Annotated in this window: 18 protein-coding genes; 12 read left to right on the top strand and 6 right to left on the bottom strand. The window is 36.3% G+C overall.

Features of this window, described 5'->3' with window-relative positions:
- Positions 1-136 precede the first annotated feature (136 nt).
- Both GI584_RS16995 and GI584_RS16990 read left to right on the top strand, forming a co-directional pair.
- Positions 137-901 (top strand): alpha/beta fold hydrolase, encoded by a 765-nt coding sequence (locus GI584_RS16995; protein ID WP_100359604.1) that lies wholly within the window; start codon positions 137-139, stop codon positions 899-901.
- A 68-nt stretch (positions 902-969) separates the two neighbouring features.
- Positions 970-1281 carry a metal-sulfur cluster assembly factor gene (locus GI584_RS16990; RefSeq protein ID WP_100359605.1) on the top strand — a complete coding sequence of 104 codons (312 nt, stop codon included), beginning with the start codon at positions 970-972 and terminating at the stop codon, positions 1279-1281.
- A 42-nt stretch (positions 1282-1323) separates the two neighbouring features.
- Here the strand turns inward: GI584_RS16990 and GI584_RS16985 are convergent, their stop codons facing one another.
- The 3 genes from GI584_RS16985 to GI584_RS16975 all read right to left on the bottom strand — a co-directional run bounded on the left by GI584_RS16985 (position 1324) and on the right by GI584_RS16975 (position 3197).
- Entirely contained in the window at positions 1324-2025 is a 702-nt protein-coding gene (locus GI584_RS16985) for a Crp/Fnr family transcriptional regulator (RefSeq protein ID WP_100359606.1), read from the bottom strand.
- Between the two features lie 74 nt (positions 2026-2099).
- Positions 2100-2915, bottom strand: a complete 816-nt coding sequence (locus tag GI584_RS16980) for an undecaprenyl-diphosphate phosphatase (protein ID WP_153791956.1) — start codon at positions 2913-2915, stop codon at positions 2100-2102.
- Positions 2916-3023: 108 nt separating this feature from the next.
- Complete coding sequence (locus GI584_RS16975; RefSeq protein WP_100359608.1) at positions 3024-3197, bottom strand: DUF2929 family protein; 174 nt, start codon at positions 3195-3197, stop codon at positions 3024-3026.
- Positions 3198-3483: 286 nt separating this feature from the next.
- Between GI584_RS16975 and GI584_RS16970 the strand changes: the two genes are divergently transcribed.
- Positions 3484-4449, top strand: coding sequence for a BMP family ABC transporter substrate-binding protein (locus GI584_RS16970; RefSeq protein ID WP_153791955.1), 966 nt, complete (start codon positions 3484-3486; stop codon positions 4447-4449).
- Between the two features lie 20 nt (positions 4450-4469).
- On the opposite strand, the gene GI584_RS16965 is transcribed toward GI584_RS16970, so the two are convergent.
- Positions 4470-4655: a hypothetical protein gene (locus tag GI584_RS16965; RefSeq protein WP_153791954.1), complete on the bottom strand. Its 186-nt coding sequence runs from the start codon at positions 4653-4655 to the stop codon at positions 4470-4472.
- Between the two features lie 320 nt (positions 4656-4975).
- Here GI584_RS16965 and GI584_RS16960 point away from each other — a divergent pair, with 320 nt between their 5' ends.
- The 3 genes from GI584_RS16960 (at position 4976) to GI584_RS16950 (ending at position 8496) form a co-directional block, all read left to right on the top strand.
- Complete coding sequence (locus GI584_RS16960) at positions 4976-5911, top strand: beta-ketoacyl-ACP synthase III (RefSeq protein ID WP_153791953.1); 936 nt, start codon at positions 4976-4978, stop codon at positions 5909-5911.
- Between the two features lie 20 nt (positions 5912-5931).
- On the top strand, positions 5932-7170 hold the full coding sequence (fabF, locus tag GI584_RS16955; RefSeq protein ID WP_153791952.1) for a beta-ketoacyl-ACP synthase II: 1239 nt from the start codon (positions 5932-5934) through the stop codon (positions 7168-7170).
- Between the two features lie 567 nt (positions 7171-7737).
- A complete protein-coding gene (locus GI584_RS16950) occupies positions 7738-8496 on the top strand; it encodes a DUF3603 family protein (protein ID WP_100359613.1) in 759 nt (252 codons plus the stop codon).
- Between the two features lie 53 nt (positions 8497-8549).
- On the opposite strand, the gene trpS is transcribed toward GI584_RS16950, so the two are convergent.
- Positions 8550-9545: a tryptophan--tRNA ligase gene (gene trpS, locus GI584_RS16945; RefSeq protein WP_100359614.1), complete on the bottom strand. Its 996-nt coding sequence runs from the start codon at positions 9543-9545 to the stop codon at positions 8550-8552.
- A gap of 480 nt (positions 9546-10025) precedes the next feature.
- Between trpS and GI584_RS16940 the strand changes: the two genes are divergently transcribed.
- On the top strand, positions 10026-11504 hold the full coding sequence (locus GI584_RS16940) for an aldehyde dehydrogenase family protein (protein ID WP_153791951.1): 1479 nt from the start codon (positions 10026-10028) through the stop codon (positions 11502-11504).
- Positions 11505-11637: 133 nt separating this feature from the next.
- On the opposite strand, the gene GI584_RS16935 is transcribed toward GI584_RS16940, so the two are convergent.
- Positions 11638-12003 (bottom strand): DUF3899 domain-containing protein, encoded by a 366-nt coding sequence (locus GI584_RS16935; protein WP_100359616.1) that lies wholly within the window; start codon positions 12001-12003, stop codon positions 11638-11640.
- A gap of 275 nt (positions 12004-12278) precedes the next feature.
- On the opposite strand from GI584_RS16935, the gene GI584_RS16930 reads away from it, so the two are divergent.
- From GI584_RS16930 to GI584_RS16910, 5 genes are all read left to right on the top strand, one after another.
- Positions 12279-13922 (top strand): peptide ABC transporter substrate-binding protein, encoded by a 1644-nt coding sequence (locus GI584_RS16930; protein WP_153791950.1) that lies wholly within the window; start codon positions 12279-12281, stop codon positions 13920-13922.
- 110 nt (positions 13923-14032) lie between these two features.
- On the top strand, positions 14033-14965 hold the full coding sequence (opp3b, locus tag GI584_RS16925) for an oligopeptide ABC transporter permease (protein ID WP_100359618.1): 933 nt from the start codon (positions 14033-14035) through the stop codon (positions 14963-14965).
- Complete coding sequence (opp3C, locus tag GI584_RS16920; protein ID WP_100359619.1) at positions 14965-16113, top strand: oligopeptide ABC transporter permease; 1149 nt, start codon at positions 14965-14967, stop codon at positions 16111-16113. The genes opp3b and opp3C overlap by 1 nt, the downstream gene beginning before the upstream one ends.
- Positions 16114-16124: 11 nt before the next feature.
- Positions 16125-17186: an ABC transporter ATP-binding protein gene (locus tag GI584_RS16915; RefSeq protein ID WP_153791949.1), complete on the top strand. Its 1062-nt coding sequence runs from the start codon at positions 16125-16127 to the stop codon at positions 17184-17186.
- Positions 17183-18103 carry an ABC transporter ATP-binding protein gene (locus tag GI584_RS16910; protein WP_100359621.1) on the top strand — a complete coding sequence of 307 codons (921 nt, stop codon included), beginning with the start codon at positions 17183-17185 and terminating at the stop codon, positions 18101-18103. The genes GI584_RS16915 and GI584_RS16910 overlap by 4 nt, the downstream gene beginning before the upstream one ends.
- The last annotated feature ends 2 nt before the right edge of the window (positions 18104-18105 follow it).

Raw genomic sequence — 18105 nt, 5'->3', positions numbered from 1 at the left:
TCACTATTGTAAGTATAGTTTATAGATCTTTCTTTAAGGTGTAAAGTTCTTGTAATTTTTCATTTCTATATTTTGCAAGTTTGAATAAGAAGTTATATCATGAAAGTAAGAAACGATACGAGAAAGGAATGTACCAATGATAGAGATAAGCAAAGAATACTGGAACGACATTCCGTTATTACATGTCGTTGACCAAGAAAAGAAAGATCAAGCATTACCAACGTTGACATACATACACGGCTTTACGAGCGCCAAAGAACATAACTTACCATTAGCTTATCTTTTAGCAGAAAAGGGCTATCGTGTATTGTTACCGGATTCGATATTACATGGTGATAGAGAAACTGATATTTCACATGCAGAAAAAGAGATACGCTTTTTCGATATCGTTAAGCAAAATTTGGATGATGTTGAAAGCATTTATCAAGAATTAATCGCTAAGCAATTACTCGAAGGTAATCGTTTTGGATTAGCAGGTACAAGTATGGGAGGAATCACGACTGCTGCTGCTTTAACACAATTTTCATGGATTAAGACAGCAGGTGTGTTAATGGGATCCCCAAAAATCACCGCCTATGCCGAGCAATTAATAGGCTATATGAAAGCTCAACAAAAAGAACTTCCAATCCCTGATGATCAACTTATCCTACTGATAGATGAACTAAAAGAAATGGATTTATCGTTACAAATGGAAAAATTATTCGGAAGATCACTATTTTTCTGGCACGGAGAAGACGATATGGTGGTTCCCTTTGATCATGCGTATAGTTTTTATGAAGAAGCAATTGATCATTATAAAAACCCTGAAAATATCCGATTCTTAAAAGAAATTGGTCGCGGACATAAAGTGAGTCGATTTGCAATTTTGGAATTTGTAAAATGGTTAGAATATCAATTATGATATAAATCATTTAAAAAGTATCGAATTTGTTTTATAATAAATGATAAGAGTTTGAAGGAGGGATAGAGATGGATCAAGCACTAGAAGAGAATTTAATGGGAGCACTGGAAAATGTGATTGACCCAGAGCTTGGTATAGATATCGTTAACTTAGGTCTTGTCTATGGTGTAGACCTTGATGATGAAGGTATTGCTACTGTTACAATGACACTTACTGCGATGGGGTGTCCTCTTGCTGGTCACATTGAACAAGATGTGAAACGTGTAATGGAAGATTTACCAGAAGTAAAAGATACAGAAGTGAATATCGTTTGGAATCCGCCATGGTCCAAAGACCGTATGTCGAGATATGCAAAAATCGCACTCGGTATTCCTGATTAATAAGAAAAAGCGCCCTTCTAGCAAGGCGCTTTTTTATTATAACTACTCATATTCAAATAGCTTGTCTTCTATTTTCTCTACATCAATTTTCCACATATTATTTGTGGTTGGTTCGATTAAGGCTTCTTTTCTTAATTGGCTGATCGTCCGACTGATAGTTTCCCTGGTCGTACCAATCATATTAGCTAATTCTTTGTTAGAGAATTGCTTCGCTAAAAGTACGTCACCAGTTTTGTTTTCTTTACCATGTTTCTTTACCAATCGTAAAATCAGCATCATGATTTGTTCCTGTGTATTATGCAAAATTTGTTCTTCCAACCGTTGTTGCAAGTCAACGATCATATCACCAAGCACTCGAAACAATTTGACACTTATTTGTGGGAATTGCATTAAGAAATCTTCAAATTGCTGTTTCGGAATATAGACCAGTAAACTAGGATCTACTACTTCTGCATGTGCCGGATAAGTATCATGGCGGAAGAATCCCTGATGAGGGAACATGTCACCGGTACCTAACATATTTACGATTTGCTCACGACCATGGATGTCTGTTTTATAAATTTTTATTTTGCCATCTAAAATAAAGTAGACATTTGAAAGGCGGTCATCTTGCATAAAAACATGTGAGTACTTTTGATATCTTTTGGTATGGGCAATTGTTTTTAAAGAGTCGATTTCATACACAGTTAATTCTTTGAAAATTGGGATCGAATGTAAAATTTCTTCAATCGATTGCTGCTTCATAATGTCCCCTCCTCGTCACTTTGATCACGGAGCTAACCGTCCGTAAGACACCTCCAAATGATGGAAGTCTCACTTTATAGAAGGATAAAGGCGATAATACCTACGATAAAGCAATAGAAAGCGAAATATTTCAAATTCCCTTTCCTCATAATATTCATAAACCAGCGCAAGGAATAATAAGTAGCAATGATAGCTGCGATAAAGGCGATTAGATATGGAATCCAAAGCGCACTAAAATTTGGATCATTTACTACATCATCAATAGACAGCATCATGGTACCCACACTGACAGGTATAAACATTAAGAATGAAAAGCGTAATGCGGTTTCCTGTTTCATTCCTAATAACATGGCTGCTACAATCGTCGCCCCTGAACGGCTAATTCCTGGTAATAAAGCAACAGATTGAGCAAAACCGACGATAATCGCATCCTTAAAGGTCAAAGCACCATCATTTTTGTTTCCTCGTAAGTTTCGAATAATCCAAAGCGCAATACCTGTAACAACTAAAGTAATCCCAACCATTTTTGCCTGGCCAGCAAAGGTTGCTTCAATATAATCATCTAATAGCAATCCGATTACTGCTGCCGGGATAGTAGCTACAACTAGGTATATGATAAACATAAAATCATCATGATATGCTTTATCTTTTGTTGTAATATAGTTAATACTATTTTTTGCGATCTGGATAATATCTTTCCAATAAATCATCAATACCGCAATTAAGGACCCAAAATTGACTAATACTTCAAATGATAAACCACCTACACCTACACCGAATATTTCCTGTAATAATACTAAGTGACCACTCGAAGAAATTGGAATTGGTTCTGTAAAACCTTGTACTAACCCTAAAAACAAATATTTGATCAATAATAGTAGTTCTTCCATTTATGTATCCCCCTAAAATCTGTCATCCATAAAGATAACCCTTGTCACTGTTGTTGACAAGGGTTATCGGTTAACTCGAAAGTGATCGAACTCTTCTAGATATTATTTTTATTCTTCTTCCTTCAAGACGCCATCACCTAGAACGATTGCAACGATACTAAAAATAGCTGCAATGGAAATAGCAGAAGCCAAGTTAAAGTCTTGTCCACCCATGCTTGTTAATACATATGATACAACGGTTAAAATAATGACTGCCCAAAAAATGGTTGCAAAATATTTCATTGTCTCACCTCTCTGACTATTATGTATCTCATACAATTTATTATGAATTATGTATACCCTTACGTCTTTCACCATATATAGTTTATCAAATTTTATATATAAAATAAACAAAAATCTTGCGTAAAAGAAAAATTGTGTTCGTTTTGTGAATGCTGATGTTATGAGGGTTTCAATGCAATTGTAATCTATTTGTAATGTTTTCTTGGTTTACGGAATGTCGAGTAAGCGATAAAATAGTCCTAAGGATAGTCTGTTCGTCTATGCCATTCTTTAAGGAGTGCGGATATTGAAAAAATATTTTATCTTGCTCATTATTGCTTTTATAATTCCCATATTATCCGGATGTAACTACCATGCAAATGGTGAAAAAATAGAGCGTGTAGGAATGTTAATTGAACACACCATTCATGATCAAAACTGGGGCAATAAGGGCTATCAAGGTTTACTCGATATACAAGAGGAATTTAACATGGATGTTTATTTCCGTGAAGGCGTCCAGACACAACAGCAAGTAAATATAGCCGTTGAAGAATTTGCCAATCAAGGAGTGCAGGTTATTATTGGTCACAGCAGTACCTATGGTGAATTTTTTAATCGATTACAAGCGTCCTATCCTGATATCCAATTTATATATGTAAATGGTGGCTATTCAGCGGATAATTTAATTAGTTTAAACTTTAATTCTTTAGCAATGGGGTTTTTTGCTGGTATGGTTGCAGGTGAAATGACGAAAACAAATCGTGTAGGTATCATTGCAGCCTATGAATGGCAGCCAGAGGTAGAAGGTTTTTATGAGGGTGTACTTTATCAAAATGAAGATGTGAACATAGATATACAATATGTCTATGATTGGGATGAAAAAGATCTGGCAATAGAGCATTACCAAAAGATGCTTGATCAAGATACGGATATTATTTATCCAGCTGGCGATGCCTATAGTGTTCCGATTATTGAGTCTGCTATGAATGAAGGTATATATTCGGTTGGATATATAAATGATCAGCAATCTATTGGTGGACAGTCTGTATTAACGAGTACGATTCAACATATAGATAAATTATATGTTTATGCAATAGAGCAATTGGAAAAAGGTAATTTAGATGGTGGAATTTATAATTTCGGTTTTGCAGAAGAAGTTATTACAATGGGACCTTATAGTGAACATTTACCAGAAGACTTTACGGATCAATTAAATGAACTAATTGCTGACTACAAGGAAACTGGTTTATTACCTCACCAAAAGGAAAAATAGCTGTCGAATGGATAGGACAGCTATTTTTTTATGTTTTTAAAAATATCTTTGAGCGGAGATAATTTCCGGTAAGTGTCATTTAATAATTCTACCGTTTGGAATAAATCGAACGAGTTTTCATTATCTTCCTTTTCTTCTGGTTCATCAGGCTCTGACTTTTGTTTTTTACCGAACATTAATTCATCAAATGGGTTTTGATCTTCCATATCTATCCCTCCTAAGTTATCTTATGGGAATATCCACTAGGATGTTTGGGTTTCTTTCCTAACTGGAAGGAAACGTATAAATTTATAGCATGCTGTCTAATTCTGAGCACCAAGTTAACTTTCTAAGCAGGCGCTTAGAGCCTTTCTTATAAGGAAGAAAAAAATACACAAACTAGTCATTCAATCACTACGGGGAGAGAGTATTTTTCATCAGAATGGACAGACTTAAATAAATAAACTTGAAAAAAATGAGATTATGCTATAAAATTAGTACCAAGTCTTAATAATTGATAACAATTCCTTTGAGAGGAAGGATAAACATGAAAGCAGGTATTCTAGGTACAGGACATTACGTACCGGAAAAAGTATTAACAAATAAAGATATGGAACAAATTGTTGAAACAAGTGATGAATGGATTCGCACAAGAACAGGAATTGAAGAGCGAAGAATAGCTCATGACAATGAAGATACATCCGATTTGGCATATAAAGCAGCAGAACAAGCTATAGAAGAAGCAGGTATTAAGGGAGAAGATCTTGATTTAATTCTAGTCGCAACCGTTACACCAGATCAACCCTTTCCGACAGTATCTTGTAAATTGCAAGATCGATTGGGCGCTAAGAAAGCTGCTGCAATGGATATAAGTGCCGCTTGTGCAGGCTTCATGTACGGTATGATTACAGCAAAGCAATTTATCGAAACCGAAGCATATAAACATATCTTAATAGTAGGTGCTGAAAAATTATCTAAAATTACTGATTGGGCCGACCGTAATACGTGTGTACTTTTTGGTGATGGTGCAGGTGCAGCTGTAATGGGACCTGTCAGTGAAGATAAAGGGGTACTATCTTTTGAACTAGGTGCGGATGGCAGTGGTGGTCAGCACTTAGCACAAAATGATGATTATATATTTATGAATGGAAGAGAAGTATTCAAATTCGCTGTACGACAAATGCCTGAATCATCTGTACATGTGGTGGAGAAAGCAGGTTATGCTAAAGAAGATGTCGATTATTTAATTCCTCATCAAGCAAATATTCGTATTATGGAAGCTGCTAGACAGCGATTAGGTATTGCAGAAGATCGTATGGCGGTTAACGTTAATAAATATGGTAACACTTCTGCAGCATCAATACCTATTGCTTTATCAGAAGGTGTAAAAAACGGTAAAATAAAGGATAATGATTTAGTTGTCTTAGTAGGTTTCGGTGGAGGCTTAACTTGGGGCGCTGTTGCATTAAAATGGGGTAAATAGAAAAAAAGGGAGGAATCGATATGAGTAAAAATCGAGTAGTGATTACTGGTATGGGTGCCGTGACACCTTTGGGAAATACCGTCACTAAATTTTGGGATCATTTGAAATCTGGTACTTCGGGAATCGATTATGTGACAAAAGTCAATATAGACGATTTTCCTGCTAAAGTATCTGGAGAAGTAAAAGATTGGGATCCAACAGAATATATGGAGAAAAAAGATGCTAAACGTATGGATTTATTTACACAATACGCAGTAGGCGCTGCCAAAATGGCGGTAGAAGACGCCAACCTTGAAATCACGGATGAAATTGCTAATCGTGTTGGGGTTTGGATTGGCTCTGGTATTGGTGGTATGGCGACATATGATGAACAATTTAGGAAATTTATGGATAAAGGATATCGCCGTGTAAGCCCGTTTTTCGTACCCATGCTAATTCCTGATATGGCTGCTGGTCAGGTATCAATTCAACTAGGTGCAAAAGGGATTAACAACTGTTCCGTAACTGCCTGTGCGTCAGGAGCAAACTCAATCGGAGACGCTTATAAAGTAATTGAACGTGGAGATGCTGATTACATGATTACAGGAGGAGCAGAAGCACCATTAACACCAATGGCTTTTGCAGGTTTCTCAACAGCAAAAGCATTGTCTTTCAATGATGATCCAAACACTGCAAGCAGACCTTTCGATAAAAACCGAGATGGATTTGTAATGGGTGAAGGTGCAGGTATTCTCATTCTAGAATCATTAGAATCTGCAAAACAACGAGGTGCTACGATTTATGCTGAGATTGTAGGTTATGGGGCGTCTGGTGATGCTCATCATATTACCTCACCAGCACCGGAAGGAGAAGGAGCAGCACGTGCCATGCAGCAAGCACTCGAGAATGCTGAAATATCTCCTAACGAAGTAGACTATGTAAATGCACATGGTACGAGTACGGAATACAACGATTCTTTTGAAACACAAGCGATTAAAACAGTTTTCAAAGAGCATGCTTACAAGATGAATGTTTCCTCAACGAAATCAATGACAGGACATTTATTAGGAGCTGCTGGTGCCATTGAGTCTATTGCATGTGTTAAAGCAATTCAGGACGGTATTCTACCACCAACGATTAATTATGAAACACCAGACGAAGTATGTGATCTCAACTACGTACCAAACAAAGCGATTGAACAAGACATCAACATTGCTATTAGCAACTCACTAGGCTTCGGTGGTCACAACGTCACACTCGCATTCAAAAAATATCAATAATATTAATCAAGGGGGACAGAAGCACTGTCCCTTTTTCTATTGTCAAAAATATAAACTATGCACAATATTTATAAACTGCGCAGTAACTCTTCTTTGTTTTTTCATGATCATTCTGATGCTTGGTTAAGTACTATGGGACATCCCAGTAGAATTAGCAGTTTGTACAAAAATATAAAAAATAAAAGATTACCCTGTATCTCTATCTAACCCCGACCTTTTGTCATAGATTATGGGCTTGTACATATAATGAGTATAAAGTGTTAAGGGGCGGGTTGTGTTGATATATGTGTTGCTTTTTTTGATTGGGTTTGGGTTGTCTGTTTCGGGTGGAGTATCGATTATTCTTTATCTGAATTTTATCCCGGCTGGATTGTCTTTCCTTGATTATTTTGCCATTGTCCAAGCAAAAATCGAATGTTATTTTTTTCTCCTTGGCCTTATTTTTATGGGAATATCTGTTCAAAAGATGACACTTTTTTCTGTTAAATAATAACAAGAAAAGAATAAATTATCCTGTATTGGTCATACTGTTTGATAAACAGATTAGTCAAAGTGAGGGTTCGTCATATGTTGTATTTACATGATGTATGGGTCAATTGGTTTGAAGGAGAAGAAAACGGCTATAATGTATGTTCTTTCCATGAATGGAGAAAGTCAGATGGTATTGAAATTCTAGATCAAGCTCCGATACTCTTCATCGATGACAAAACCTTTCAATACATTGAAAACGATCTGCAAGATATACCTCAATCTATGCTAGATCAAATTTATCAACGTGCATATATTCGGAAAAATCAAGAACGACAACAGCTTGACTATGCTTGTGTCATCACGAACGGTTCATCGATACTAGCATTTGATACGATGGGATATCATATTCCCATTCGAAAAAGCAGATTAATTCCACGTCAAGAGCGGTTAGTACTGGATCTGATTGAGGGACGAACAGCCAAGACATATCCAATACCTGACCAAACAGATAAAGAATTTCACATTTTATCATTACAACCAGAATATATGGTCGGACTAACAAGAAGAGAACGTCAATTAAAACAATTACTAATGATTGCTTTGGATCAATTAGAAGTCGCTAATTGTCTGGAAGAAGTAAGATACTGGTTAACAGAATGGACGCCAGACCAATATCACTCGATTAAAAAAATGACATTTAGTGAAGCATGGGAAAAACTTTACCAGGATGTAGTAACTGGCTGGAGTACAAAACATGAGATTTTTTGCAAACAAATTATTAAAGGCCAAGCTTTTTATGAAGATATATGGGAAAGGGAACACGAACCTTATTCAACCAAATCATTACGATCTTAAAAAGTATTAAAAAACCTTGGAGTTTATCGTTGCCTCCAAGGTTTTTTATGTTATTATTTCTTTTTCTTCACTCGTCCTAGACCCATTGCTTTTTTCGCTTTACGTAACATTTTATTTGCAACAAAGTTGGCTTTGTCAGCTCCTTGATCAAGTAAATCATCCAATTCCTCTGATTCAATTAATTCGTAATAACGCTCTTGAATCGGACGTAATGCCTCAATTACAGCATTTGCAGTATCTTGTTTGAATTCGCCATAGCCTTTGCCTTTATATTTTTGTACCAATTCATCAATTGATTCACCTGTACAACTTGCATAAATGGTTAATAAATTACTGATACCTGGCTTGCTTTCTTTATCATAAGTGACAATACCATCTGAGTCTGTAACTGCACTTTTAATTTTCTTCTCAATCTGTTTTTCTGTATCTAGCATAAAAATAGAAGCTTTCTGGTTATCATCTGATTTACTCATTTTTTTCGTTGGTTCTTGCAATGACATGATACGTGCGCCAACTTTTGGAATGCTAATTTCCGGAATCGTAAAGATATCATTGAAGCGGTGATTAAAACGCTGAGCTAAATCTCGTGTCAATTCCAAGTGTTGTTTTTGATCATCTCCAACAGGTACGATATTGGTATTATATAGCAGAATATCAGCAGCCATTAACGGTGGATAAGTTAATAAACCAGCAGATACGGCTTCTTTACCTTTGGATTTATCTTTGAATTGAGTCATGCGCTCTAATTCACCTATGTAACTAACGGTTTGTAACATCCAACCCAATTGTGTATGCGCGGGAACTTCAGATTGAATAAAAAGTACAGATTTTTCCGGATCTATTCCTGAAGCTATGTATAATGCTGCAAGGGATTTAATATTTTCTCGTAATTTCAATCTATCTTGTGGGACCGTAATCGCATGCTCGTCTACCACACAGAAATAACACTGATTATCTTCTTGTAATGCGACAAAATGCTTCATCGCACCTAAATAATTTCCTAATGTTAGGCTACCGCTTGGTTGAATACCTGAAAAAATTGTTGTCATCTTTCTTCACCTCAATAAATCTATATGTATATTTTAAAATTAAAAAAACTCTTTATTTCCTAAAAACTTTTTCACGGTGCTAATCTTCCGCGTAAAACCCTCACTTCAAGGTTTAAGTATATCAAACAATCTAAGTGGGGATCAGGTGAGCTAACCCCCTGATAAGTTTCGCTTCCCCTCAGTGGGGAAAAACCCCACTGAGGGAAAGTCTCGCTTTATATGTAATTGATTCTATCACATATTTTGAATAATTTCTCACATTAACTTAAACACTTTTCCTCTTAATTTCCTACTAGAATACATAATTGTACGAATATTCCCTATAATAATACCATTTGTTAGGTCAAGTTGAAAGATTGCTTTCATTCTCATAGAGATGTTGATTAAAAGACATTACTGGATTAGCCAAATGATGCATTATCTTATTATGTACGGGGTATCATACAAATAAGATTCTTAAAAGAAAGGAAGAACAATTCTATGTCCACAAACCCGATTAAAATAGATGCTATTATAAATGGCGAAACATATAGGACCGAGAAACAAGAACCACGTGAAAATCCAGCACATCCGGATGAAATTGTTGGCTATGCCCCCATTAATACAATGGAAGATACAATAAAGGCCATTGACGTAGCACATGAAACCTTTACCACTTGGAGAGAAACACCTATTGATGAGCGGGTGGAACGCATGAGAAGTGCGATTCAGAAAATCAAAAATAACACACCTGAGATTGCAGAATTGTTATCACGTGAGCATGGAAAAGCACTTTATGATTCAGAAGGCGAAATCGGCGTTTCATTAATGTGGATGGAATATGCATGTGACAATGTCAAGGAAGTTTTAAAAGATGAAGTGCAGGATCACGATAATGGGAAGACCATTCTCGCAAAAGATGCCATTGGTGTTGTATCCGCTATCACCCCTTGGAATTATCCAATCTCACTTTCCACTATTAAGGTGGCACCAGCATTGTTAGCAGGAAACACGATGGTATTGAAACCAAGTCCTTTAGCACCACTTGCGGTAAGTAAAGTTATAGAATTAATAGCGAATGAATTTCCGCCAGGAGTATTAAACATGGTCCATGGGGAAGCAGAGGTTGGTGTCGAATTAACATCAAATCCTAAAGTAGCAAAGATTGCCTTTACGGGCGGGACGGAAACAGCGAAACACATCATGAAGTCAGCAGCTGACACAATTAAACATATGACGTTAGAATTAGGTGGAAATGATGCAGCCATTGTCCTAAGTGATTTTGATGTAAATGATGATCGGGCAATGAGACGTCTAGTTATTTCTAATTTCCTTACTGCAGGACAAATATGTATGATTGCCAAAAGAATCTATGTCGATCAATCGATTTATGAGCAATTTGTTGAAAAGTATATAGAGGCGGCTAATAAGTGGATTAGGGTTGGAGATCCTTTTGATAAGAACGTTACGGTTGGTCCTGTTAATAATCAGAAGCAAGTAAAGTATGTGCAGAGTTTAATTGATGACGCTGAAGGAAATGGAGCTAAGGTAGTGAAACTGGGTAAGATTCTTGATCAAAATTTATTTGAACAAGGTTATTTCATGCAGCCTACCGTCGTTTTAGGTGCCGATCAAAAAGACCCAATCGTTGTAGAAGAACAATTTGGTCCTACAGTACCTATTTTACCTTTTGAGAATGATAAACACGCGATTAAGCTTGCCAATGACAGTATTTTTGGCTTGACTAGTTCTGTTTGGGGGAAAGAAGAACATGCCATAGAAGTTTCGAAGCATATACAAGCCGGAACTACCATGATTAATACAGCTGCTGTTCAAGGACTTGATGTACGTTTCCCATTTGGCGGTGTAAAACAATCTGGAATGGGGCGTGAATATGGCAAGGAAGGGATCCTTGCTTACACCGATACCCATGTTATTAACGTTCCTGAAAATCTAGATTTACCGTATATTCCAGAATAGCCACTTGTTCATTATTTTGAATAATTCGAAGAAGACATAATACTTTCAAACCAATAATAAAAGCCAGCCTTGGAAATGTTCCGAGGCTTTTACTATGCCTATGATTAATTAGAATATAACATACTTATCGTGTCTAATAATATAATATTAATAATATAAGCATAATCACAAGAAGTGATCCCCCTTGAATAGAAAAGAAATTCACCCAATTGGTATTGACTCTATCAGATGGTAATTCATATTCTTCAAAGCTACTTTGCCATTTTTTCTGTTTGTTAACTTTTGCAAACACTTTTCGAAAGCTTAAAGCTGTTATATCAAAGAATTTTTTTGATATGACATAAAGTAAAAGCCCTATCATTAAATAAACTGCTCCCATATAAAAAGTGATATTAATATAATCAAGTAATGAAGCATTTGGTGTAAATAATATAATAAATAGTAGACAGACTAAGCAATGTACAATGAGTAGAGCTGTATGAATGGTCCATTTTATCATGTTTAATTGTCTCCTTTCATTGCTATTATGAAATATTCATACTATAATATCAATTGTCAGAACTATTAGAATTCACTGAAAATAAACAAAATTCAGAATAAGGAAAAGGAAATAGGACAAAAATATCATTTTAATTCTTTGAACAGCTGAAAACAAAGCTTTTTGTTGAAATATGGCGAAAAAATTTAGTGAATTGTGTGAAAATTAAATGTATAATACCAATTATGAGTTTTGTCTTCATTTCAAAATAAAAATTATAGGGGGTATTATGATTAATGAGACATAACAAATGGTCTTTGCTGGTATTAGCGATGATTTTAGGATTAGTTTTAGTTGCATGCTCAAGTGGAAGCGATAGCACAGAAGAAGAAGAAAAGATTTTAAATATAGCGGAAAGATCGGATATTCCGACGATGGATCCAATCATGACGGAAGATAATGTATCAACTCAATGGATCGATACTGTTTATGAAGGATTGTATCGTCAAGCACCGGGAGGGGAAATAGTTTCCGGTATTGCAAAAATGGAAGAAACAGAAGTAAGTGAAGATGGGTTAACATATACGTTCCATTTACGTGAAGATGCGGAATGGGAGAATGGCGATCCGGTAACTGCGCAAGATTTTGTATATGGTTGGCAACGTGCAACCAATCCAGATAATGGTTCTTTCTATGGAAATTACTTAATGAGTGGAAAAATTAAAAATTCAGAAGCAATTTTTGCTGGAGAGATGGACCCAGAAGAATTAGGTGTTAGTGCTCCGGATGATAATACATTTGTTGTAGAACTTGAAACACCGGTTGCATATTTTGATTCTTATGTAACAAACGCTAACTTCTTACCTGTTCATCAAGAGTTTTTAGAAGAACAAGGCGATGATTTTTCTCTATCACCTGATAGCATTTTATCAAATGGCCCGTTTAAAATGACAGAATGGAAATCAGAAGAAGGCTGGACAGTTGAGAAAAATGAAAGCTATTGGGATGCAGAAAATGTAGCATTAGATGGTATTTCTGTTAAAGTTATTAAGGACTCAGATACACAGCTTTCTAACTATGAAGTAGGGGATTTAGACCGTGTTTCATTGTCAGGTTCACAAGTCAGTGATAACCAAACTAGTCCTGACTATCATTCATTAACAGAATCTAGTGTATTCTGGTTAAAAATGAACCAGGAATCAGTTGAAAATAGTGAATATATGGAAAACTTGAATTTCAGAAAAGCATTAGCAAAAGCTTTCGATAATGAAGCATATGTTGATGTTGTATATGGAAATGACTCGGAACCGGTAGATTATTTTGTTCCATCTAATTTTGTAGAACACCCAGAAACTGGTGAGGACTTCCAAACTGGTAATGAAGAATTAAGCTATGATGTGGAAGCAGCACAAGAATATTGGGAAGCAGCTAAAGAAGAGTTAGGATTTGATGAGGTAACATTGAGCTTCCTAAGTCAAGATGATGATGTTGCTAAAAATATTAGTGAATTTATGAAGACAGAGCTTGAAAAGAATTTAGAAGGTTTATCAATTGAAGCTAATAATGTGCCATGGTCTAGACAATTAGAACTTATGCGTGAGAAGGAATATGATTTAGCAGTTTCTGGTTGGGGCCCTGACTATAAAGATGCTATCTCATTTGTCGATCTTTGGGTAACAGATGGAGAAAATAATGATGTTGGTTACTCTAACGAAGAATATGACGAAATCGTTAAAGCTGTTAAAGGTGAATTGGCTAATGACCCTGTCGCTAGATTTGAAGCGATGCAAGAAGCTGAAAAAATTGCATTAGAAGACGCTGTGATTTCTCCAATTATGCAACGAAAAACGTCTGTATTATATAAAGGAAACGTGAAAGGTTTAGATCAACTAAATCCTTATGGAAATAACTACAGTTACAAATATGTTGATATTGAATAATAGAACATTATAACTGTAAAGGCGAGAGGGAGTATAGCTATCGATGGGGATAATCGCTATACTCTCTTTTCGCTTTTTTATATAAAGATGTATTATAGGAGGTGGAAGATATGGTTAAATATATTTTTCAACGTATTATTTATATGGTCATTACATTATTTATTATCGCAACGGCTACTTTTTTTCTTATGAAGTTGTTGCCAGGTTCTCCATTCAATGACCTAGGTGGCAAAATGACAGAAGCACAAGAACAATTATTGATGGAGAAGTATGGCCTGGATGAACCAGTACCTGTTCAGTATGCGAAGTATATGGCTGGGATGGTCCAGGGAGATTTAGGCGTGTCTTTTCAATATGATAACAGGAGTGTAACAGACATTATACTAAGCAGATTGGGTCCATCTGCTCATTTAGGTGCTCAAGCTCTGATCATAGGTTCTTTATTGGGAATTATTTTAGGTATGACGGCAGCAATTAGACATAATACTTGGTGGGATTACACTTCAAACGTGTTAGCTGTAATTGGTATTTCCATTCCATCGTTTGTGTTTGCGGGTCTACTGCAATATTATTTAGCTGTGCAATGGAGGCTATTTCCTGTATCTTTCTGGGAGGGGCCTATTTATACGGTATTACCAACTATTGCATTAATGATTTTCCCAATGGCAATCTGTGCACGTTTTATGCGATCAGAAATGCTTGAAGTATTAGGGTCTGATTATATTGAATTGGCACGAGCGAAAGGTGTTTCAAATAATACGATTATGTTTAAACATGCATTACGAAATGCATTGATTCCCGTCATTACAGTTTTAGGTCCAATGACTGTAAGTTTAATGACAGGTACGTTAGTAATTGAACAGATTTTCGCGGTACCAGGAATTGGGGAGCAATTTGTTCGCTCGATTAATACAAATGACTACCCTGTCATCATGGGTACAACGATGCTTTTTTCAGTGATGTTTATTGTTGTCATCTTAATTGTTGATTTATTATATGGTCTAATTGATCCAAGAATTCGAATAACGGGAGGGAAGGACTAATGGACAATCAGAATAAACAATATGATCCAGAAAAGTTTAAGCAAGTCCATTTAAAAGATGATATTAGTGAAGAATTATCACGTCCCCAACTCTCTTATTGGAAAGATGCTTGGTTACGACTGGGTAAAAATAAAGGGGCTATCTCTGGATTAGTCGTTTTAGCTTTTATCATTTTACTAGCATTCGTGGGTCCATGGTTAAATGATTATTCATTTGATGGAGCTGATTATGATGCCGCTTATATGCCACCTAAGGTAAAAGGCCTAGAATGGATGGGGCTTGATGGCATGCAAACATATGAGGTGGAAGGTACTTCTGAGCAAGATGCAATTGATCGAGGTTTAGAAGGCTATGAAATAGAAGAACAATATATTCAGAACACGGATATTGTTTTAACTCCCGAAGAAAGCGAAAATGGTTATTATACAGTAGCTATGGAAGTAGATGTGTATGCTGCAAAAGGCTATGATGAAGAATATTTCTGGTTCGGAACAGATAGCATGGGGCGAGATTTATGGACTAGAATTTGGAGAGGTACACAGATTTCTTTATATATAGGCTTTCTTGCTGCTATGATTGACATGGTTATCGGTGTTTTATATGGCGGAGTCTCCGGTTATTATGGTGGCCGCACAGATAATATTATGCAACGAATTATTGAAGTGTTATCCGGTATTCCAAATCTAGTCGTAGTAATTCTAATGATTATGTTATTAAATCCAGGAATCATAGCTATTACGATTGCCCTTACCATTACAGGTTGGATCGGCATGGCTAGGATAGTACGAGGACAAGTGTTGAAGCTGAAAAATCAAGAATTTATTTTAGCTGCACGAACTTTAGGTGCAAATGATAAACGAATCCTAATGAAACATTTGATTCCAAACGTAACCAGTGTGATTATTATTAATACCATGTTTACGATTCCGAGCGCGATTTTCTTTGAAGCATTTTTAAGTTTTATTGGTCTTGGTTTACAACCGCCATTTGCTTCTCTGGGTACGTTGATTGATACAGCCTTTGATGACTATAGGGTATATCCTTATATGCTACTTTACCCGGCTGTGATTATTTCCTTATTAATGATTGGCTTTAATATATTAGCAGACGGATTACGAGATGCATTAGATCCGAAGATGAGAAAGTGAGGTGTGCGAAGATGGATCCGATTTTAGATGTTCGTAATTTACATGTATCGTTTGATACCTACGGTGGTACAGTTCAAGCGGTAAGAGGTGTGAATTTCGCACTGAAAAAAGGAGAAACGCTAGCGATTGTTGGGGAATCCGGTTCCGGTAAATCCGTAACAACAAAAGCGTTAATGGGGCTTGTTGCGAAACCGGCAGGTCACATTCCTGAAGGAGAAATTCTTTTCGATGGAAAAGATCTAACGAAGCTTTCAAATAAAGAAATGCAAAAAATTCGTGGTAAGGATATGTCGATGATTTTCCAGGATCCGATGACATCCTTAAATCCAACTATGAAAATTGGAAAACAAATCATGGAAGGTTTGATTCTACATCAGAAATTATCGAAAGCAGCGGCTCGAAAACGTGCCATCGAACTGCTAGAGTTAGTAGGTATACCTGATCCTTCCAAACGAATCAATCAATATCCACATCAATTTTCAGGTGGTATGAGACAACGTGTTGTTATTGCGATAGCACTTGCTTGTAATCCGCAAGTATTGATTGCGGATGAACCGACAACAGCACTGGATGTAACTATTCAAGCACAAATTTTAGAATTAATGAAAGATATTCAGAAGAAAATGGATACTTCCATCATTTTTATTACACATGATTTAGGAGTAGTAGCTAACGTAGCGGATCGTGTAGCAGTTATGTACGCTGGTAAAATTGTTGAAATTGGCACAGTGGATGACATTTTCTACAATCCTAAACACCCCTACACATGGGGATTGCTTGGCTCCATGCCGACAGTAGATAGTGATGAAGAAAAATTAATAGCAATACCTGGTACTCCACCTGATTTAATGAATCCGCCAAAAGGAGACGCATTCGCTGCACGGAATGAATATGCCTTACAAATTGACTTAGAAGAGGAACCCCCATTATTTAAGGTTTCTGATACACATTATGCTGCAACTTGGTTATTACATGACGATGCACCTGAAGTGGAACCTCCTGAAGCGGTAAAGAAGCGAATGAAAGGTATTGCCAAAGGTAATGTCTCTGCTGAGGAGGAGAATCCATCATGAATAAAGAAAAAATATTAGAAGTCAAAAATTTAAAACAGCATTTCCAGACAGGGAGAAAGAGTGTCGTTAAAGCTGTAGATGGTATCAGTTTTGACATATACCGTGGCGAAACATTTGGGTTAGTTGGAGAGTCCGGTTGTGGGAAATCGACAACTGGAAGAACGATCATACGTTTATATGATGCGACGAGTGGAGAAGTGAATTTTAATGGTATAGATGTTCACGGACGCAAGTCTAAAAAAGATTTAAAACAATTCAATCGACAGATGCAAATGATTTTCCAAGATCCGTATGCATCCTTAAATCCAAGAATGACAGTAAAAGAGATTATTTTAGAAGGTATCCAGATTCATGGGTTGATTAATAATGAAAGTGAAAAAACGAAACGTGTGGAGGAATTATTAGACACTGTTGGTTTAAATAAAGAGCATGCGACTCGTTATCCGCACGAATTTAGTGGTGGTCAACGTCAACGTATTGGTATTGCAAGAGCATTAGCAGTAGATCCTGAATTTATTATTGCCGATGAACCGATTTCTGCTTTGGATGTATCTATACAGGCACAGGTAGTTAATTTAATGAAAGAACTACAAAAAGAGCATGGACTGACATACCTTTTCATTGCTCATGACCTTTCGATGGTGAAATATATTAGTGACCGTATTGCGGTAATGTATTTTGGAAGGATAGTAGAACTTGCAGATAGTGATGAATTATACGAAAATCCATTGCATCCTTACACGAAGTCGCTGTTGTCAGCAATTCCATTACCGGATCCGGATTTTGAGCGTAATCGTAAGCGAACTGTTTATGATCCTGCACAGCATGATACAGAAAATGCTGAATTTAGAGAAGTCAAACCCGGACATTGGGTATTATGTACAGAAGAAGAATATAAAACATATCAAGTTAAATAAGC

Source organism: Gracilibacillus salitolerans, assembly GCF_009650095.1.
In the GTDB taxonomy this organism is placed as follows: domain Bacteria; phylum Bacillota; class Bacilli; order Bacillales; family Amphibacillaceae; genus Gracilibacillus; species Gracilibacillus salitolerans.
Note: the sequence above shows the minus strand (reverse complement) of the source record. Positions and strands in the feature narration are given on the sequence as shown.

What these genes read in the sequence shown, in the direction of transcription:
- GI584_RS16995 (WP_100359604.1), top strand. Translation starts at nt 137, where the DNA reads ATGATAGAGATAAGCAAAGAATACTGGAACGACATTCCGTTATTACAT.
- GI584_RS16990 (WP_100359605.1), top strand. Translation starts at nt 970, where the DNA reads ATGGATCAAGCACTAGAAGAGAATTTAATGGGAGCACTGGAAAATGTG.
- GI584_RS16985 (WP_100359606.1), bottom strand. Translation starts at nt 2,025, where the DNA reads ATGAAGCAGCAATCGATTGAAGAAATTTTACATTCGATCCCAATTTTC.
- GI584_RS16980 (WP_153791956.1), bottom strand. Translation starts at nt 2,915, where the DNA reads ATGGAAGAACTACTATTATTGATCAAATATTTGTTTTTAGGGTTAGTA.
- GI584_RS16975 (WP_100359608.1), bottom strand. Translation starts at nt 3,197, where the DNA reads ATGAAATATTTTGCAACCATTTTTTGGGCAGTCATTATTTTAACCGTT.
- GI584_RS16965 (WP_153791954.1), bottom strand. Translation starts at nt 4,655, where the DNA reads ATGGAAGATCAAAACCCATTTGATGAATTAATGTTCGGTAAAAAACAA.
- GI584_RS16960 (WP_153791953.1), top strand. Translation starts at nt 4,976, where the DNA reads ATGAAAGCAGGTATTCTAGGTACAGGACATTACGTACCGGAAAAAGTA.
- fabF (WP_153791952.1), top strand. Translation starts at nt 5,932, where the DNA reads ATGAGTAAAAATCGAGTAGTGATTACTGGTATGGGTGCCGTGACACCT.
- GI584_RS16950 (WP_100359613.1), top strand. Translation starts at nt 7,738, where the DNA reads ATGTTGTATTTACATGATGTATGGGTCAATTGGTTTGAAGGAGAAGAA.
- trpS (WP_100359614.1), bottom strand. Translation starts at nt 9,545, where the DNA reads ATGACAACAATTTTTTCAGGTATTCAACCAAGCGGTAGCCTAACATTA.
- GI584_RS16940 (WP_153791951.1), top strand. Translation starts at nt 10,026, where the DNA reads ATGTCCACAAACCCGATTAAAATAGATGCTATTATAAATGGCGAAACA.
- GI584_RS16935 (WP_100359616.1), bottom strand. Translation starts at nt 12,003, where the DNA reads ATGATAAAATGGACCATTCATACAGCTCTACTCATTGTACATTGCTTA.
- GI584_RS16930 (WP_153791950.1), top strand. Translation starts at nt 12,279, where the DNA reads ATGAGACATAACAAATGGTCTTTGCTGGTATTAGCGATGATTTTAGGA.
- opp3b (WP_100359618.1), top strand. Translation starts at nt 14,033, where the DNA reads ATGGTTAAATATATTTTTCAACGTATTATTTATATGGTCATTACATTA.
- opp3C (WP_100359619.1), top strand. Translation starts at nt 14,965, where the DNA reads ATGGACAATCAGAATAAACAATATGATCCAGAAAAGTTTAAGCAAGTC.
- GI584_RS16915 (WP_153791949.1), top strand. Translation starts at nt 16,125, where the DNA reads ATGGATCCGATTTTAGATGTTCGTAATTTACATGTATCGTTTGATACC.
- GI584_RS16910 (WP_100359621.1), top strand. Translation starts at nt 17,183, where the DNA reads ATGAATAAAGAAAAAATATTAGAAGTCAAAAATTTAAAACAGCATTTC.